Source organism: Haladaptatus cibarius D43 (assembly GCF_000710615.1).
GTDB classification, from domain to species: Archaea; Halobacteriota; Halobacteria; order Halobacteriales; family Haladaptataceae; genus Haladaptatus; species Haladaptatus cibarius.
In genome coordinates this window covers 236,748-254,034 of record NZ_JDTH01000006.1, presented here as the reverse complement: position 1 = coordinate 254,034, position 17,287 = coordinate 236,748, and the positions used below count along the sequence as shown (strand labels likewise).

18 protein-coding genes are annotated in these 17,287 nt (G+C 60.3%); 14 read left to right on the top strand and 4 right to left on the bottom strand.

Annotated elements, in window-relative coordinates:
- The first annotated feature begins 46 nt into the window (after positions 1–46).
- Genes acs through HL45_RS17055 form a run of 5 tightly spaced genes read left to right on the top strand, consistent with a single transcriptional unit; the run spans position 47 to position 4,901 of the window.
- A complete protein-coding gene (acs, locus tag HL45_RS17075; protein ID WP_049972394.1) occupies positions 47–2,038 on the top strand; it encodes an acetate--CoA ligase in 1,992 nt (663 codons plus the stop codon).
- Between the two features lie 47 nt (positions 2,039–2,085).
- A complete protein-coding gene (locus tag HL45_RS17070) occupies positions 2,086–2,514 on the top strand; it encodes a DUF4212 domain-containing protein (protein ID WP_049972393.1) in 429 nt (142 codons plus the stop codon).
- The gene (locus HL45_RS17065) at positions 2,511–4,154 is read left to right on the top strand and encodes a VC_2705 family sodium/solute symporter (protein ID WP_049972392.1); all 1,644 of its coding nucleotides are present in this window, start codon (positions 2,511–2,513) and stop codon (positions 4,152–4,154) included. Before HL45_RS17070 ends, HL45_RS17065 begins: the two co-directional genes overlap by 4 nt.
- A gap of 53 nt (positions 4,155–4,207) precedes the next feature.
- Positions 4,208–4,681, top strand: a complete 474-nt coding sequence (locus HL45_RS17060) for a universal stress protein (protein WP_049972391.1) — start codon at positions 4,208–4,210, stop codon at positions 4,679–4,681.
- Positions 4,674–4,901 carry a hypothetical protein gene (locus HL45_RS17055; protein WP_049972390.1) on the top strand — a complete coding sequence of 76 codons (228 nt, stop codon included), beginning with the start codon at positions 4,674–4,676 and terminating at the stop codon, positions 4,899–4,901. Before HL45_RS17060 ends, HL45_RS17055 begins: the two co-directional genes overlap by 8 nt.
- A 40-nt stretch (positions 4,902–4,941) precedes the next feature.
- Here HL45_RS17055 and HL45_RS17050 read toward each other — a convergent pair whose 3' ends face one another.
- The 4 genes from HL45_RS17050 to HL45_RS17035 all read right to left on the bottom strand — a co-directional run bounded on the left by HL45_RS17050 (position 4,942) and on the right by HL45_RS17035 (position 8,965).
- The gene (locus tag HL45_RS17050) at positions 4,942–5,559 is read right to left on the bottom strand and encodes a class I SAM-dependent methyltransferase (RefSeq protein ID WP_049972389.1); all 618 of its coding nucleotides are present in this window, start codon (positions 5,557–5,559) and stop codon (positions 4,942–4,944) included.
- 110 nt (positions 5,560–5,669) lie between these two features.
- Complete coding sequence (locus tag HL45_RS17045; RefSeq protein WP_049972387.1) at positions 5,670–7,865, bottom strand: amino acid permease; 2,196 nt, start codon at positions 7,863–7,865, stop codon at positions 5,670–5,672.
- A 70-nt stretch (positions 7,866–7,935) separates the two neighbouring features.
- A complete protein-coding gene (locus tag HL45_RS17040; protein ID WP_049972386.1) occupies positions 7,936–8,367 on the bottom strand; it encodes an NAD-binding protein in 432 nt (143 codons plus the stop codon).
- Positions 8,368–8,503: 136 nt separating this feature from the next.
- Positions 8,504–8,965: an Lrp/AsnC family transcriptional regulator gene (locus HL45_RS17035; RefSeq protein WP_049972385.1), complete on the bottom strand. Its 462-nt coding sequence runs from the start codon at positions 8,963–8,965 to the stop codon at positions 8,504–8,506.
- Between the two features lie 308 nt (positions 8,966–9,273).
- On the opposite strand from HL45_RS17035, the gene HL45_RS17030 reads away from it, so the two are divergent.
- Genes HL45_RS17030 through HL45_RS16990 form a run of 9 tightly spaced genes read left to right on the top strand, consistent with a single transcriptional unit; the run spans position 9,274 to position 17,268 of the window.
- Positions 9,274–10,326: a monovalent cation/H+ antiporter subunit E gene (locus tag HL45_RS17030; RefSeq protein WP_049972484.1), complete on the top strand. Its 1,053-nt coding sequence runs from the start codon at positions 9,274–9,276 to the stop codon at positions 10,324–10,326.
- The gene (locus HL45_RS17025; protein ID WP_049972384.1) at positions 10,323–10,598 is read left to right on the top strand and encodes a cation:proton antiporter; all 276 of its coding nucleotides are present in this window, start codon (positions 10,323–10,325) and stop codon (positions 10,596–10,598) included. The genes HL45_RS17030 and HL45_RS17025 overlap by 4 nt, the downstream gene beginning before the upstream one ends.
- On the top strand, positions 10,598–10,912 hold the full coding sequence (mnhG, locus tag HL45_RS17020; protein ID WP_049972383.1) for a monovalent cation/H(+) antiporter subunit G: 315 nt from the start codon (positions 10,598–10,600) through the stop codon (positions 10,910–10,912). Before HL45_RS17025 ends, mnhG begins: the two co-directional genes overlap by 1 nt.
- Positions 10,909–11,442, top strand: coding sequence for a DUF4040 domain-containing protein (locus tag HL45_RS17015; protein ID WP_049972382.1), 534 nt, complete (start codon positions 10,909–10,911; stop codon positions 11,440–11,442). The genes mnhG and HL45_RS17015 overlap by 4 nt, the downstream gene beginning before the upstream one ends.
- Positions 11,439–11,927, top strand: a complete 489-nt coding sequence (locus HL45_RS17010) for an MnhB domain-containing protein (RefSeq protein WP_049972381.1) — start codon at positions 11,439–11,441, stop codon at positions 11,925–11,927. Before HL45_RS17015 ends, HL45_RS17010 begins: the two co-directional genes overlap by 4 nt.
- On the top strand, positions 11,924–12,280 hold the full coding sequence (locus HL45_RS17005; protein ID WP_049972380.1) for a cation:proton antiporter subunit C: 357 nt from the start codon (positions 11,924–11,926) through the stop codon (positions 12,278–12,280). Before HL45_RS17010 ends, HL45_RS17005 begins: the two co-directional genes overlap by 4 nt.
- The gene (locus HL45_RS17000) at positions 12,273–13,805 is read left to right on the top strand and encodes a monovalent cation/H+ antiporter subunit D family protein (protein ID WP_049972379.1); all 1,533 of its coding nucleotides are present in this window, start codon (positions 12,273–12,275) and stop codon (positions 13,803–13,805) included. The genes HL45_RS17005 and HL45_RS17000 overlap by 8 nt, the downstream gene beginning before the upstream one ends.
- On the top strand, positions 13,802–15,550 hold the full coding sequence (locus HL45_RS16995) for a cation:proton antiporter (RefSeq protein WP_049972378.1): 1,749 nt from the start codon (positions 13,802–13,804) through the stop codon (positions 15,548–15,550). The genes HL45_RS17000 and HL45_RS16995 overlap by 4 nt, the downstream gene beginning before the upstream one ends.
- A complete protein-coding gene (locus HL45_RS16990; protein ID WP_049972377.1) occupies positions 15,550–17,268 on the top strand; it encodes a Na(+)/H(+) antiporter subunit D in 1,719 nt (572 codons plus the stop codon). Before HL45_RS16995 ends, HL45_RS16990 begins: the two co-directional genes overlap by 1 nt.
- The last annotated feature ends 19 nt before the right edge of the window (positions 17,269–17,287 follow it).

Below are 17,287 nucleotides of genomic sequence, written 5' to 3'. Positions count from 1 at the left end.
TAGCTCCACCACTTATATAATATAGTGAGTCTTGTGAACTTGGCCCATGACGGAAAACAACGATGTCGAACTCGAAGCGCGTCTCGAAAACCGGGAGCGGTTCGAACCCACACAGTCGTTTGTCGAGCAGGCGAACATCGTGGATGACGCCATCTACGACGAGTTCGAGCAGAACTGGCCGGAGTGTTGGACGCAAGCGGCCGATTTGCTCGACTGGGAAGTGGAGTACGACACGGTTCTCGACGATTCGAACCCGCCGTTTTACGAGTGGTTCACGGGCGGTTCACTGAACGCGTCGGCGAACTGCCTCGACCGCCATCTCGAAAATCGCGGGGACGAGGTCGCAATCGAGTGGGTCGGGGAACCGACCGACGAAGAGAACAGGACGTACACCTACGACGACCTCCACCGGGAGGTCAACGAGTTCGCATCAGCACTGCGCGAACAGGGTGTTGGCGAGGACGACATCGTTACGCTCTACATGCCGATGGTGCCGGAACTGCCGATCGCGATGTTGGCGTGTGCACGAATCGGCGCGCCCCACAGCGTCGTCTTCGCCGGGTTCTCGGCGGACGCGCTCGCAACGCGGATGAACGCCGCGGACTCCGAATACCTCGTCACCTGCGACGGCTACTACCGCCGAGGCGACCCGCTTCAGCACAAGGAGAAGGCCGATGAGGGACTTGCGGGCGTCAACCACGACGTAACCGCGGTGGCCGTGGTTGACCGACTTGGCGACGAGTACGACCATCCGATGGCTGAGTCACATCACGACTACGACGACCTCGTGGCCGAGCACGCGGGAGCAGACGTCGAACCCGTGTCGCGGGACGCGGAAGATATGCTCTTTTTGATGTACACCTCGGGGACGACGGGACAACCGAAAGGCGTGAAACACACGACGGCGGGCTATCTGTCCTACGTGGCGTGGACATCGCAGGCGGTTCTGGACATCAAACCGGAGGACACCTACTGGTGTGCAGCGGACATCGGCTGGATTACCGGCCATTCGTACATCGTCTACGGCCCGCTCACGCTCGGGACGACAAGCGTGATGTACGAGGGGACGCCGGATTATCCCGACCGTAACCGACTCTGGGAAATCGTGGAAGGGTACGAGGTAGACCAACTGTACACCGCCCCAACCGCGATTCGCGCGTTCATGAAATGGGGCAGTCAGTATCCGGAACGACACGACCTTTCCTCGCTTCGACTGCTCGGCACGGTCGGCGAACCAATCAATCCACGCGCGTGGAAATGGTACTACAAACACATCGGAAATGAGAACTGCCCAATCGTGGACACGTGGTGGCAGACCGAAACCGGCGGGATGATGCTCACCACGCTCCCCGGCGTGACGGACGCGAAACCCGGTTCCGCTGGCCCACCACTTCCCGGTATCGACATTCGCGTCGTCGATACGCGCGGCGAGGAAGTTGACCCCGGAAAGGCCGGATACCTCACCATCAACAAGCCGTGGCCGGGGATGCTCAGGACGCTCTACGACAACGACGAGCGATTCATCTCCGAGTATTGGGCAGAGTACTCGGACACCGAGAGCGACGACCCGGCGGACTGGGTGTACTTCCCCGAAGACGGCGCGAAGATAGACGAGGACGGCTACATCACGGTTCTCGGCCGCGTTGACGACGTACTCAACGTCTCCGGCCACCGCCTCGGAACGATGGAAATCGAATCGGCCATCGTCGGCGTCGAAGGTGTCGCCGAATCCGCAGTCGTCGGCGGTCACCACGACGTGAAAGGCGAGGCCGTGTACGGCTACGTCATCACCGAAGAGGGCTACGACGGCGGCGACGACCTGCACGACCGAATCGTCGCGGGCGTGGAGGACGCAATCGGCCCGATTGCTCGCCCCGAGGAAATCGTCTTCACGCCGGAACTGCCGAAAACGCGCTCCGGGAAAATCATGCGCCGACTCTTGGAGGACATCGCCAACGAGGAGGAACTGGGCGACACTTCGACCCTCCGCAATCCAGATGTCGTCGAAGACATCGCGGAAACGGTCGGAGACGACTGAACGCCGCTCGAATCGGGACGACCACAACTCATCGAAACCAGTCAACTATGACAGACAATAGCTCACAATCAGACGGGACAGCTCCCGACATCGAAACGGACGGCGGCGTCCAAACCAGTCGGCGGAACGTCAACTATCTCGATGCGCAAATTAACATTTTCAAACCGGCAACACCGTTCATGCGCGACCACCTCAAAATCGTATGGATGATGTTCGTCGCGTGGACCATCATCGTGTTCGGCCCGGTAACGGCGACGTTTCTCGCACCCGACCTCATGACGAGCATCACCATCCTCGGGTTCCCACTGCACTACCTGCTGACCGCGATGGGTGCGCCGAGCGGTGCGCTGATTCTCTCGTTCATCTACGCGCGAAAGCGTGACCAACTGGACGACAAGTACGGTATCGACCACTCTACAAAGCAGGCCGCGCCGGACACCGAAACCGTCGCCCCCGACGGAGGGGCCGAACAATGACGTTCACGCCGCTTCAACTGCTTCCGGACGCGCTCAACGCGTCGTTCAAAATCATCCCGGCCGCCATGGTTTCGGGAATGTTGTTGCTGTTTTTGGGCATCGGGTACGCGTTCCGCGTGGCCGACACCGAAGACCTGTGGGTCGCCGGTCGCTCCATCGGAAACGTCGAAAACGGGATGGCAATCGGTGCCAACTGGATGTCCGCGGCGTCGTACCTCGGCATGGCGGCACTCATCGCGCTGTCGGGCTACTACGGACTTGCGTTCGTCGTCGGGTGGTCAACCGGCTACTTCGTCCTGCTCATCTTCATGGCGGCGCAGATGCGCCGGTTCGGCAAGTACACCGCGCCCGACTTCGTCGGTGACCGATTCAACTCGGACACCGCGCGCGCAATCGGCGCGCTGACGACGATTCTCATCGGGTTCGTCTACTCGGTCGGACAGGCCCGCGGCATGGGATTGGTCGGCATCTACGTGTTCGGTGGCGACTACGCCACCATGGTGATTCTCATGATGGGAATCACGGTCGGCTACCTCGCGCTGTCGGGAATGCTCGGCGCGACGAAGAACATGGCCGTCCAGTACGTCATCCTCATCGTGGCGTTCCTCGCGGGCCTGTACGCCGTCGGCTACACGCAGGGCTATTCGACCTTCCTGCCGCAAGTCGAGTACGGCGCGCTGTTGGGCCAACTGAACACGGAGTTCACCGAACCGTTCAGCGGAACGAGCTACTTCCTGTGGATTGCGACGGCGTTCTCGCTCATCGTTGGTACCTGTGGCCTTCCGCACGTGTTGGTTCGATTCTACACGGTCGAAAGCGAGCGTACCGCCCGCTGGTCAACCGTCTGGGGGCTGTTTTTCATCTGTCTGCTGTACCTGAGCGCCCCCGCGTTCGCGGCGTTCGGAACCGACCTCTACGCCAATAACGTCGGTTCCGTCTACGGAGCAAACGGTATGAGCGGCGCGGAAGGTGACGTTATCGTCGTTCTCGCGTCGCAACTCGCAAATCTCCCGACGTGGTTCGTCGGCCTCGTCGCGGCGGGCGGTATCGCCGCCGCAATTGCAACGACTGCGGGGCTGTTCATCGCCGCCTCGTCGGCCGCGGCGCACGACATCTACACGAACATCATCAACCCGGACGCGACACAGCGCCAACAACTCCTCGTCGGTCGCAGTACCATCATCGTGCTCGGTGCTATCGTCACGGTTACCGCACTCGACCCGCCAGCGCTGGTCGGTGAACTCGTCGCGCTTGCCTTCTCGCTGGCCGGACTCGTGTTGTTCCCGATGTTCTTCCTCGGCCTGTGGTGGGAGAACGCCAACCGACAGGGTGCCCTCGCCGGGATGACGACCGGACTCCTCATCTGGACTGCTGCCGTGTTCAACGAACTCATCCTCGCCACCGAATCCGGGCCGCTCGTGCCGATTTACGCCGAAGTGTTCCCGGCAGTCGGAGCCGCACTCGTCGGAACGCCAATCGTGTTTGCAATCACCATCGGCGTGTCGATGGCGACCAGCGAACCGCCGGAGCGAATCAAACAAATCGTTCGACAGTGTCACAGCCCCAAACCGATGGGCCAACAGCAGAGCGCCGAGGACATCGTCGATGCAAAGAGCGGGCACAGCCCCGCGGACGACTAGCTAACGGTAGATAATCACCAACGAACTATCAACGAATCCCAAACCACCAATCAATGTACGAACGCATCCTCATTCCCACGGACGGGAGCAAAACCGCGGAACTGGCTGTCGAATCCGCGCTCGACATCGCCGAAAAGTTCGGAGCCGAGGTTTACACGCTCTATGTCATCGATACCGACGCCATGGACGTGAGTCTCGGCACCGAGCAAATCGACCGCATCCGGGCCGGTCGATTCGGCGAGATGGACGACTTAGAAGACCGAGCTGGAGACGCGACCCAGTACGTCGTTGAGCAAGGCCGAAGCCGAAACATTTCGGCCGAAGAGCATTTCCGCGCCGGACAGCCCCACCGAGTCATCGCCGACTTCGCCGAGGACTACGATATCGACCTCGTCGTGATGGGCAGTCACGGTCGAAGCGGCGTCCGGCGGATGCTCCTCGGCAGCGTCACAGAACGCGTTCTCCGCTCCACGCATCGCTCGGTGTTGGTCGTGGACGAGCGAGACGAACCGGAGGACGGTGAGTGACGTGCAGTTCACCGGAACACTCCTCGACCACGTCAAGGAACATCGCTCCGGCATGGTCGCAGACCTCGCCTTCGCCGTGATTTGGGTAGCGGTCGTCACCGCCCTGTTCGATCTTCTTCAGGGGCCGACGTGGGCGTACCACCTGTCCCTGTTCGCTGGCGTTATCGGCTACTTCGCCTTCTTCATGTCGCTGGAGTCGGCGCTCGACGCCGACTCCTAACGCCGTAATTGTTTTTTCGTTGTTCTTCGAGTGACTGCCATCAGAGCACTCGAAACACGCGAACCGTGTCGCGACTCCCCGGTTCGCAGACGAGTTGGGCGAGGCCGAGGTCGGAGAACACCTGTTTCCAATTGCGGTGATAGAGCGGAAAATCGTCGTGCACGTAGCTGACTTCAGCATCTCCTCGGCCGCGCTGTGGGCTGTTGCCCTCGTTTTCGGCGCTTATCAGCAGGTCGCTCGTGACGCGAATCAGTTCCTCGAACACCCACTCGTTTTCGGGGTGAATGTGCTGTAGCGTCTCCACCGAGTAAATCACGTCGAACGCATCATCGGGGTATTCTGGAAGCACGTCCTCTATCGCGCCGGTTCGGAACGTCCCCGTCTCCGCGAGTCGCGGATACCGGTCGGCCATCACGTCGAACGATTCGTCGTTGATGTCGATGCCGGTGAGGTTTTTGTACCCGTCGTCGCGGAGGCGGGCGAGGTGACGGCCGGAGCTACAGCCGATTTCGAGGATTTCGGCATCCTCGTCTGCGTAGTACTCGAACACGCTGGCGAGGGTATCGCTCACCTCGTTCGAGCCGATTTCGGCGTAGTAGGCGGGCGAAAAATCCCCCGACCGTTCGGCCCAACTGCGATGATTGTCGTCCGGTTCCATACCGACCGTCTCGTGGCCGGAAAGTTAAGCGTCATCGTCTCACCCCGAAACTCGGGAAAAATTCGGAGTGGTGCCGTTCGGTCGTGATAGATGTTTAGAGCTGACGGCGGTTAGAAGACGAGTCGGTCTACCAACCGACGCAAGAGGCCGGGACGACGCGACTCGTGTGGATAGACCGTTACCTCGGTGCAATCGACGGCGGTGCGCTCCTGCGAGTCGCTTCCGCCCCACACTCGGGTGACGACGCCACGACGGATGACGACCTCGGGATTCGGGACGTTGTCGCCACCGTCCGACCGGACGACGTTTGCGGACACCGATGCAGAGAGCAGTTCGGCGAGTTCCGCCTGATACTCCTCTATCGTCTGTTGGCGCTGATTTGATTGGCCGTCCGCCATGCTGAACTGGAGGGTGACGCGTCCGCCAGTTTCACGCGCGATGGCGTCGGCCACGGCGACCGTCGTGGGGTCGTACGGGCCACCCTCGCTGGAGAGGACGACCTGCTGTGGTCGGTCGTAACCGCGGTTTTCGACCAGTAACACGTCACACGGAGCGTGTCGGACGACCCAGTCGATTGGGTCGGCCAACAGCCGCGACCGCAGACGAAGTCGTTCGTGTTCCGCGACGACTGCGGACACGTCGCGCTCGCTTGCGAAGTTGACAATAGCGCGCTTCGTGTCGTGACTGACGATTTCACCGTACTCGACCTCGACGTCTAGTTCGTCGGCGAGCGTATCTGTCTGTTCTTCGAACCGAACGTCCGCCGGTGACTGGACTTCTGCGGCGTGGTCGAGCGGTGCTTGGTCGGGAACCTCGTCGAATCGGACGACGACCAAGCGGCCGTCGTCCGGTCTGGCGAGGTCGGCGGCAAGCCGCAGTAGCGACCGCTCGCGTTCCAACTCGACGTCTCGTGTGAGTGCGACCAGTATCTCGTTTCCGTTCCGTTCGGTGACCGATTCTCCCGTCATCAGCGTCTCCGTTTCCGCGAGGACGTTTTTGCCGACCCGACGCCGGACAACGTCCGTGGCGACCCCCTCGCGCTCGATGCGTGGGCGCGCGTAAACTACATACCAGATGATGCTCCCGACGATGATAACCGCCGCTCCCACGAGCGGGACGAGTCCCATCTGTGTGAGCAACAGCAGGCCGCTGATGACGCCGAAGCCCTGCATCCACGGGTAGAGCGGCGATTCGAACACGGGTTCGTAGTCGGCGGCTCCGTGACGGAAGGCGACGACGGCGAGGTTCACCAGTACGAATACGAGAATCTGGAACGCGCTGGCTAGCTTGGCGATTTCGAGGATTGGAACGAAGGCGATGAGCAACAGTACGACGACTCCGGTCAGCGTGATAGCGGAAACCGGGGTGCCGAAACGGTCACTTATCGTCGCAAACGAGGGCGGAGCGAGTTTGTCGCGGCTCATGGCAAAGGGGTAGCGCGACGACGAAAGGACGCCAGCGTTCGCGGTCGATACCAGTGCGAGGATTGCCGCGCCGATGACTGCCCACACACCGGCTTGCCCGAGCGTCGCTTCTGCGGCGACCGCCACCGGGGTATCCGACCCTGCGATACTTCCTGCCTCGGTTACACCGACCATGACGGCGACGATTGCGACGTACAGCAACGTCGTGAACGCCAGCGACCCGAGAATTCCCAATGGAATATTTTTCCCCGGGTCTTCGACTTCCTCCGCGACGCTTGCGACTTTCGTCACTCCGGCATACGAGACGAACACGAGTCCCGTTGCGGCCAGCAGCCCTTCCAAGCCTCCGACGAAAAACGGCTCGTAGTTGGTCGTCTGTGTGCTTCCGGCGCTTCCCGCGACGAACCAGCCGAGCGCCGCGAGCATGACGACGACGATGCCGACTTGGAGTCGGCCGGTCTGTTTCGCGCCGAGCATGTTTACGAGGATGAGAAACGCCGCAAGTCCGAGTGCAACCGGCTTCACCGGCAGGTCGAACAGCAGGACGAGGTACGGCACCCCGCCGACGAGTGCGAGCGCACTCTTAAACGAGAGGGAAAACCACGTTCCGACGCCCGCAATCGTCCCCAAAATCGGTCCCATTCCACGCTCGATGTAGATGTACGTGCCGCCTGCTTCCGGCATTGCGGTCGCCATTTCGGATTTCGAGAGGGCGGCCGGGACGACTAGCACCCCGGCGAGCAAGTACGCGAAAATCACCGCTGGCCCTGCGATTTCGAGCGCCAATGCAGGGAGAATGAAGATACCGCTACCAATCATTGCGCCGATACTGATAGCGAACACTGCACCGAGTCCGAGGTCCCGTTCGAGCTTCTTTGCCATAGTGTCTAAAATTCCTTACTGTTATCGAGCGTAACAACTCGTGGTGGCTTTTTTACTACCCGTTTCGACATTACCATCGCTCCGTAATCTCGCGGCTAAGGGCGGCCGTGGCGTCGATTGCCTCGATGCCGAGGTCTTCGAATGCGGACACGCGTTGTGGGTCGTTTACTCGTGCGATAGTCCGGTTGACGCCGAACTTCGTCCGGGCCAGTTGTGCTATCAACAGATTTGCGCTGTCTTTCGGACTAATCGCCAAAATCGTCGTTTCTTCGTGGACGTTTATGTGACGGAGTTCGGTCGCATCGAGCGATGTGACGTGATGAACCGTCAGTTCAGGGGGCGGGTCGCTCGGCGGCATCGAATCCACCAGTGTAACCGACACCCCCTCGTTGACGAGTTTGTTGGCAACGTCACGGCCAACGTGGTCACCGCCGACGATGCACGCGTCGGGGCCGTCGGTCTGTCGTGTGTCGTGTATCGAATCTTTCTGTGACTGACTCATGAGTATCGTTCTCCACTACTTCCCGTCCGGTTACGAGAAGCACCTTGGACTCTTTTGGGAGATGAACGAATATAAATGTAGCTTATTTTCTGCGCCTATCGAAAAAACACGGGCAAAATTTACTATTGTGTCCTCATTAGCATTTAAAATCATCCGACGGGCAGGTGTATTCGTTTCTGATGAGGTCTTCGTCCACCACCTCCAAGCCGAGTTCGTCGAGTTCGCGTCCAATACGACTCAAATCGTCGCTGTCGTTCCCGACGACGCTGACGTGGACGTTGTTTTCCCCGGTCATCACTTCCGTCACGCGGACGACGCCGGGAACGTTGAGTGCGGCTTCGGCGAGTTCTTCTCGATTACGGACGGACGCGCTACAGATGATGAGCGTATACAGTTGGTAGCCCGCCTGTTCGTAGTTCACATCAGCATCGTACCCCTGAAGAATCCCGTTTTCTTCCAATCGCTCGATGCGGTTCCGAACCGTGCTTGCAGAAACGCCTGCGGCTTCGGCAATGTCGTTAGAGGTCGTTTTCCGCGCGTCGCGCTGGAGCATATAGAGAATCGTTTGGTCTAACTCGTCAATTCCTTCGAGTGTCATGTACCTGTTCTCGAATCCGTGGAATATATGCCTGTTGAATACGAGAGTCGGTATAAACCGAACTGCACTGGCCGTCGATTGGATGTCGAAGTGTTGACTTCTACTATCGCGTCTGCAGGAATATACCGTCCGCCTCGCACACGTTACGTCGAATAATGGGGTGTTTTTTTGACTAGAGCGCAGATTATCAGATGAGAATTGGCGAAACTAACTCGATAAAGAAACCCTTTAAACTGTGTGGTCAAAACGTTACGCGAAGCATCGATGTCACCTACTCTCGTTCGAACAGCAACCCCGCCTCTAGCGAGGTGGTCACGCTGACCAGTTCACGGCTACTGGTTCCGGTTTCAGAGTCGAGAACCCTCCGGAACACGGTCGCGTATGTCGTTCAGGAAGCTCTCGAACGTGCCACCGAAACCGGTTCGTCGGCAACAATCCACTTCGTCTACCCGCTCTCGGAGCGACTCACGTACAATGCCGAGACGAAAGAAACGGAGACGGCTCACACCCTCCTCGACCGAGTGGCCGTTTGGGCCGAAGAAGACCTCGGCGACAACGCCGACGACGTGACCCTCGAAACCACGATGGTCGGCACCCGCGAATACCTCTTCAGCCCTGCGGATTACGCCGACGTTTTCGCCCGGTACGCTCGTGACCACGACCTGGACTGTGCGGTGTTCGACCCGGGATTCAACCCGATTGGAACCACTCCGCTCCTGCCGACGTTGGAGGCTGAAGTCCGCAGGACTGGCCTCGCCGTCGAGGAGGCGCCAGTCCAGCGAGAACGACGGAGTCCACTGCTGGTAAAACGCGGGACGCTCGCACAGTTCTTTTCGCTGTTCAGCGTCTCGTATTTCTTTTACTTACTGCTCGCAGGCTCCCTTGGGCCGTTCGAACTCGCAACGGGCGCAATCACCGCCAGTATCGTTGCGGTGTCACTTTGGGGCGTCTCGCTTACGACGCCGGTACACCCCGTCCGGACAATTAAACGGCTTGGACGGTTCGCACTCTACATCCCGTATCTGCTGTGGGAAATCGTAAAAGCGAACGTCGAAATCGCTCGCGTGGTTCTTCATCCCGACCTTCCAATCGACCCGAAAATGGTGGAGTTCGACGCCGCCGTGTGGTCTGAACTACCAGTGACGACGCTCGCAAACAGCATTACCCTCACTCCGGGAACTCTCACCGTGGACGTTTCCCGCCGACATTTCACCGTGCACACGCTCACCGGTAGCTCACGCGAGGATTTGTTCGACGGTTCCCTCGAACGAGCGGTTCGGTTCGTTTTCTACGGACTCTCGGCCGCACGCATTCCTAGTCCCGTAGAGCGAATGGACAGGGACGAGGAGGATACCCAATGACGCTCATCAACGATATTCTGTTGACGGCCGCCGCGGGATTCGTCCTCACCTCTTTAGTCGGCGTCTACCGCATCATCAGCGGCCCGACGATGCCCGACCGCGTCATCGCCATCAACGTCATCGGTTCGAACGTCGTCATCGTCATCGCGCTGCTGGCGGCGGCTATCGGCGAACCCGGTGCGCTCGACATCGCGCTCGTGTACGCACTGCTTAACTTCCTGTTGAGCATCGCCATCTCGAAGTTCACCGTCGAACGCGGAGGTGTCCTGTGATGACGCCACGGGAAATCGCGGTGCTCGTGCTGGCCGCTGGCGGCGTCTTCTTCGCCGTCGTCGCCGTCATCGGACTGGTTCGACTTCCAGACCTCTACACGCGTGCACACAGCACGTCGAAGAGCGAGACGCTCGGTGCTATGCTGACGCTCACTGCGGTCGCAATTTCGTTCGGCATCGACCTCTCGACGGTGAAGGTCGTCTTGCTCCTGTTGTTCATGTTTATCACGAATCCAACCGCCGCACACGCCATCACTCGTGCCGCAACCGAACAGGGTATCGAACCGTGGACCGTAGATGAGGACGAATCATGAGCGCGATAGAAATCACACTGTTGGTGTTCGTCCTCTCCTGTGCGCTTGCGACGGCGCTCCTCCGGGACGTTCTCGGTTCGATTATCGCGTTCAGCGCGTACAGCCTCGGCATCGCAATCGTCTGGGTGTTCCTCAGAGCGCCCGACGTGGGCCTCACGGAGGCCGCAGTCGGTGCCGGTGTGATGACCGTGTTGTTCCTGTTGACCATCGCAAAGACGGTTCGGCCGACGGACAATCAGACCCTCGAAAATATCGATTTCCGCGCATTAGGGGTCGCGGTCGCGCTCGTTGCAGTGCTTTCGACGACGCTGTTCGCGCTCCCGCCGGTCGGCGCGCACGACTCGGCGGTCGCCACCGACAACGTGACCGACTACTATCTCGAAGAATCATACAAAGAAACCGAAGTGAAAAACGCAGTGACTGCCGTCCTCGCGGCCTACCGTGGGTTCGATACGCTCGGTGAGGCCGTCGTCGTCTATTCGGCAGGCGTCGGGCTGTTGCTGGTTCTCCACAAGGAGGCGTTCGAATGAACGAAGACACAAACGAGGCTAATGAGGCCGCGGTGAACGACTCACGGATACCCTACGTCGAGAGTCCCATCATCATGGCGACGGTTCGCGTCATCACGCCGTTCGTATTCACGTTCGGACTGTTCATCATGTTCCACGGTGCGGACTCGTCGGGTGGGGGATTCCAAGGCGGCGTCATCGTCGGCACCGTCGTCCTCATGCTTGGCATCGCGTTCGGCATCGAAACCACGCGCGACTGGGTCGGCCCGAAGCTTCCGGTCGTATTTATCAGCATCGGCGTCCTCGCGTTCTTGCTGACCGGCGTCGGTTCGGTGATACTCGGGGGCGGATTCTTGGAGTACTCCGTCTACGGCATCCACCACGCGTCTAAATACGGAATCGAGTTCGTGGAGTTAGCCATCGGACTCGTCGTTTCAAGCATCGTCACCGGCCTCTTTTTCGCCATCGCGGCCGGAATGCGGAACAGCGGAGGTGAGACTGTATGATAGACATACTCGCGTCCCGACTCTACTACCTCGTTGCGTTCTCTCTGCTAGGTGTTGGCACGTACATGATGATAGGAAATCAGAATCTCGTGAAGAAAGTCATCGGTATGAATATCTTCCAGACGGGGATTTTCCTCTTCTTCATCGTCACCGCGTTCGTCGAGGGAGGAAGCCCCCCACTGCTGACGGCCGCGGAACCATACGTCAGCCCGCTTCCACATGTGCTGATACTCACCGCTATCGTCGTCGGCGTGAGTCTCACCGCGGTCGCACTCGGACTCATCGTTCGCATCTACAGCGAGTATGGAACGCTAAACGAGGAGGCTATCCAGAAGGTGACCGCCGATGAGTGACCTCGCTCCCTTGCTGGTTGCGCTTCCCATCTTCGGGTCGATCATGGTGTTCTTCGCCGGACTCGTCCGGTCGGAATCCGGGTGGCCGATTGCGGTGCTCACGTCGCTGGTCCAACTTGGTGGGGCGGGACTGATTGCGGTTCGAGCGTTCGACGAACAGCCAGTCGAGTACGTCGTCGGTGGATTCACCGCGCCCTACGGCATCGAACTCGTCATCGACGGCCTTTCCGCGACGATGGTCGTCCTCATCGCGGTGGTCGCACTCGGCGTCCTCGGCTACGCACGCGTCGCAGGCCCGCGTTCGAACTCGTTTTACGCGACGTACCTGCTCCTCGTCGCCGGACTGACCGGCATGAGCATCACCGGCGACATCTTCAACATGTACGTCTTCCTCGAAATCACGGGGCTGGCGACATACGCGCTGGTTGCAAGCGGCAAGGGTGGACGCTCCGCGCTCGCGGCGCTGAAGTACCTGCTCGTCGGAACGGTCGGCGCGTCGCTGTTCCTGCTTGGAATCGGCTACGCCTACGTCGCCACGGGGACGCTCAACATGGCCGACCTCTCGCAACAACTCCCGGCGGTGGGCTCGATGGGCTACACAGACCCGCTCGTGCAGGCGTCCTTCGGCCTTCTCGTCGCTGGCCTCTTCGTCAAAGTGGCCGTCTTCCCGGTTCACACGTGGCAACCGGAGGCATACGCCGGGGCACCGGATTCGGTGAGCGCGTACATCTCCGCGCTCGTCTCCACCGTCGCGGCCTATGCGTTGATGCGCATCATCCTCTCGGTTTTCACCGTGGACTTCTTGGTCGCCAATTCGTTCGCTCGCACCGTCCTCGTGGCGGGTGCCGTGGTGAGTATCATCTTCGGAAGCGTTCTAGCAGTCACGCAGACCGAAATCAAACGGATGCTCGCGTACTCGTCGGTTTCGCAGTTCGGCCTCGTCGTCGGCGCTATCGCAGTCGCCAACGTCAGTGCGCTGACGGGTGCGATGATTCACCTCGTCGGCCACGCCATCATGAAAGGCGGTTTGTTCCTGACGACCGGACTGGTCGCAAACTCGACCGGTGACCGCACCATCGACGGTTACGAAGGACTCGCCGAGCGTTCGTCAATCGGCGCGGCGGTGTTTGGCGTCCTCGCGCTTGCGATGGTGGGCGTTCCTCCGGCGGTCGGATTCGTCGGGAAGTGGTACATCGCGGTGGGTGCGGTCGAAGCGGAAGCGTGGCCGCTCGCGGTCGTTATCCTCGCCAGTACGCTCCTGACGCTGGCCTACTTCGTCCGGATTATCGAGCGGATGTACTTCCGTGAACCCGCAAAACCGTCCGAAGCGGTCGAAACGGCGGAAACAGAGACGGCCGCCAGCGTCGTTGCGGATGGACACGGAACCGATGCCGAACTAGCACCTGTCTCGACGGGGATGCGAGCGACGGTTCTGGCGGCGGCAGTGCTGGCCATCGTTCTCGGCCTCGGCGCTTTCGAGTACGGACAGCTCCTCGAACCAACGATTGAACGCCTTCTCGCATGACAGAAATAACATCCCTCAGACCGTTTGCGGCAGTGTTGGTATCGGCTATCGCTATCGTCCCGATTCTCGCCTCGCGAGGACGACCGAACGTCCGAGAATTTTGGACCATCCTCGCGGCCGTCGCAAACCTCGGTATTGTGGCGAGCATGGTTCCGGGTGTCCTCGACGGAAACGTTTACGTCACCGACCTCGGACGGTTCGTTCCGGGCGTGGAGTTTTCACTGCAGGCCGACGCCCTCGGCATTCTGTTCGGTCTGCTGGCAAGTCTGCTGTGGCTGGTAACGAGTTTCTACAGCATCGGCTACATGCGCGGATTGGACGAACACAACCAGACGCGATATTTTGCGGCATTCGCCGCCAGCGTTTCGTCGGCGGTGGGTGTCGCGTTCGCCTCCAACCTGCTCGTCCTGTTCGTCTTCTACGAACTGCTCACGGTGGCGACCTATCCCCTCGTCGCGCACGACGAAACCGACGAGGCGCGCGCCGCCGGGAGAAAGTACCTCGCGTACACCTTCGGCGGCGGCGTTGCGGTGCTCGCTGGTGCAGTTCTCGTGTTCTGGATGACCGGAACGACGACGTTCACGCCCGGCGGAATTGCCGCATTGGCAGACGCCGACCCGATGTTCGCCCGCGCGGCCTTCGCGCTGTTGGTGACCGGATTCGGCGTCAAGGCGGCGCTCATGCCGCTTCACTCGTGGCTTCCCGATGCGATGGTTGCTCCAACGCCTGTTTCTGGACTCCTGCACGCCGTGGCAGTCGTCAAATCCGGCGTCTTCGGAATCGCGCGCGTCATCCTCGACGTGTACGGACCTGCTGTGGTCGCCGACCTCGGCCTCGGTCTGTTGTTGGCGAGCGTCGCGGCGTTCACCCTCGTCACCGCGAGCATTATCGCACTCCGACAGGACAACTTAAAACGCCGACTCGCCTTTTCGACGGTGAGTCAGCTTTCGTACATCGTTCTCGGACTGGCAGTACTCAATCCGATGTCGCTCGTCGGCGGTCTGCTCCACATCCCCGCACACGCGTTCATGAAACTCACGCTGTTCTTCTGTGCTGGAGCCATCCACGTCGAGACGCACACCGACGATATCAGCAACATGGCGGGCATCGGCAAGCGAATGCCGTTGACGATGACCGCCTTCGGCATCGCGGCGTTGGGGATGGCCGGAATTCCGCTGGTGGCTGGATTCGTGAGCAAATACTACCTGCTCATCGGAACCGTTACGGCCGGTGACGTGGTGTTTACCGGCGCATTGCTCGTTTCGGGCGTGCTCAACATCGCGTACTTCTGGCCGGTCATCTACACGGCCTTCTTCGAGTCGCCCGGGAAGGCTGACCCGAAACCGGTCGTTGAGAACGTGCTGGGTGGTCGGTACGGTGAAGCAGACGCGACTGCCGGAACGGACACCACGGACACCACAACCGGAACGGCCACCGACGGCGGCCGTTCCCCCGACGACGACCCTATCGAGCGAGACGACCACGGATATGCACCCGACCACGAAGGTCAGGGAGCCATCGACCGAAGCGAAGCCGAGGCGCACATTCGACCGGAACACGGCCACGACGACAGCCTCGCGTGGGAACACCGCAGGTGGAACGGCGACGAATCGACGTGGTTCATGCTCGGGCCGATTCTCTTCGCGGCGACGGGGTCGATTGTGCTCGGCATCGTGCCCGGTAGCGCCGTCTTCCTTCGAATCGTCAGGCTCATCGTCTCCGGCGTCACGGGGGTGACCGTCTAATGGTAGACCCACTCGTTCCGCCGTTCGTGCCGGTTCTGCTCGCCGCCATCCTCCTGCCGTTCGTCGGTCGGAAAGTCGGCCACGCGCTCGGCATTCTGGCCACGGCCGTCGTCGTTCCATACGTTTGGCTGTCGCCGGAGGGCCAACACCTTCCCGTGTCGCTGTTCGGCTTCGACGCGGTTCTGTACAACGTGGACGGCTTCTCTACGCTGATGGGACTCATCTTCGGATTCATCGGCGCAGTCGCCGTTCTCTACTCGTTCTACTCGAAGGCGGACTCGGTGCAGACCGCGTTCGCGCTCTCCTACGTCGGGACGAGTCTCGGCGCGGTGTTCGGCGGCGACTGGCTCACGCTCATCCTATTCTGGGAGCTGATGGCGATTACCAGCACCCTGCTCGTCTGGTACTACGGCGGTCGGGCGGTGCGCGCCGGATTCCGGTATGCACTCCTACACGGCATCGGCGGAACGCTCCTGCTCGGAGCAGTCGTGTGGCACTACACCGAAGTCGGGTCGTTCCTGTTCACGGCGACCAGCGCCGATGTCGGTATGGCGGGCGACGTTGCACCCATCCTCGCCGCAATCGGTATCGGCGTCAACGTCGGGTTCGTCGGCCTCCACGCGTGGCTTCCGGACACGTATCCGCGACCGCACATCGCCGCGAGCGTCTTCCTCTGTGTCTACACGACCAAAACCGGCGTGTACGGAATGTACCGTGTGTTCCCCGACGGCCACCTCACCATCGCGTACATGGGTGCGTTCATGGCCGTCTTCGGCGCGAGCATGGCGCTCTTGCAGAGCGACATGCGCCGACTGCTCTCCTATCACATTCAGTCACAGGTCGGCTACATGGTCGCTGGCGTTGGTATCGGCGGCGCGCTCGCAACCGGCGGCGCGTTCGGCCACGTCTTCAATCACATCCTTTATAAGAGCCTGCTGTTCATGACCGTCGGAGTGGTTATTTTCAGAACGGGCGAAGAGAACCTGAAGAAGGTCGGCGGCCTCGCGCGCGAGATGCCGATTACCGCCATTACATTCACCATCGCGGCGCTTTCCATTGCTGGATTTCCGGGCTTCAACGGCTTCGTCTCGAAGGGGATGGTTCTCGCGGCGGCGCACAAGAAACATTACGATATTCTCTGGTATCTCCTCCTGGCAGGTGGCGTCGGAACCTTCCTCTCGTTCATCAAACTGGGCTACAGCGCCTTCGTCGAAGGTGAGTACGATAGCTCGGTGCGAGACGCCAACTGGGGACAGTCAGTCGGAATGATTCTCGTCGCCGGACTGTGCGTGCTGTACGGACTGTTCCCTTCGGCGCTGTTCGCCATCCTCCCCACCGAAGGGTTCGACTACACGACCTACACCATCGGGCACATTGAAGAAGGGTTGATACTGGCAGCTATCGGTGCCGTCGGCTACGTGTTCCTGAAGAAACCGCTCAAGAAAGTCGGTCGCGTCCCCGACATCGACAATCTCTACAACCCACTTGCGTTGTACGGAACCCGCGCAGTGGTCGTCGGGACGACGAATCTGTACGCTGGTGTTGACCGTGCGGTGGTGAAACTGTCACGCGTTTCGACCGATGCCATCAAACACCCCAACTCTACCCTCGGTCGGCTTACCGGTCACGGCCGCGTTCGGTTGAGCGCGGGCATCGGGATGAGCGTCGTCCTCGTGGTGCTCGTTCTGGTTAGCATCCTCTCGCTGATGCTGATATAATCTCTATCTTACGTTTCGA

Coding starts and splice junctions, on each gene's coding strand:
- HL45_RS17015 (WP_049972382.1), top strand. CDS start 10,909: ATGAGCGCGATAGAAATCACACTGTTGGTGTTCGTCCTCTCCTGTGCG.
- HL45_RS17010 (WP_049972381.1), top strand. CDS start 11,439: ATGAACGAAGACACAAACGAGGCTAATGAGGCCGCGGTGAACGACTCA.
- HL45_RS17025 (WP_049972384.1), top strand. CDS start 10,323: ATGACGCTCATCAACGATATTCTGTTGACGGCCGCCGCGGGATTCGTC.
- HL45_RS17040 (WP_049972386.1), bottom strand. CDS start 8,367: ATGAGTCAGTCACAGAAAGATTCGATACACGACACACGACAGACCGAC.
- HL45_RS17050 (WP_049972389.1), bottom strand. CDS start 5,559: ATGGAACCGGACGACAATCATCGCAGTTGGGCCGAACGGTCGGGGGAT.
- HL45_RS17005 (WP_049972380.1), top strand. CDS start 11,924: ATGATAGACATACTCGCGTCCCGACTCTACTACCTCGTTGCGTTCTCT.
- mnhG (WP_049972383.1), top strand. CDS start 10,598: ATGACGCCACGGGAAATCGCGGTGCTCGTGCTGGCCGCTGGCGGCGTC.
- HL45_RS16990 (WP_049972377.1), top strand. CDS start 15,550: ATGGTAGACCCACTCGTTCCGCCGTTCGTGCCGGTTCTGCTCGCCGCC.
- HL45_RS16995 (WP_049972378.1), top strand. CDS start 13,802: ATGACAGAAATAACATCCCTCAGACCGTTTGCGGCAGTGTTGGTATCG.
- HL45_RS17065 (WP_049972392.1), top strand. CDS start 2,511: ATGACGTTCACGCCGCTTCAACTGCTTCCGGACGCGCTCAACGCGTCG.
- HL45_RS17070 (WP_049972393.1), top strand. CDS start 2,086: ATGACAGACAATAGCTCACAATCAGACGGGACAGCTCCCGACATCGAA.
- acs (WP_049972394.1), top strand. CDS start 47: ATGACGGAAAACAACGATGTCGAACTCGAAGCGCGTCTCGAAAACCGG.
- HL45_RS17035 (WP_049972385.1), bottom strand. CDS start 8,965: ATGACACTCGAAGGAATTGACGAGTTAGACCAAACGATTCTCTATATG.
- HL45_RS17060 (WP_049972391.1), top strand. CDS start 4,208: ATGTACGAACGCATCCTCATTCCCACGGACGGGAGCAAAACCGCGGAA.
- HL45_RS17000 (WP_049972379.1), top strand. CDS start 12,273: ATGAGTGACCTCGCTCCCTTGCTGGTTGCGCTTCCCATCTTCGGGTCG.
- HL45_RS17045 (WP_049972387.1), bottom strand. CDS start 7,865: ATGGCAAAGAAGCTCGAACGGGACCTCGGACTCGGTGCAGTGTTCGCT.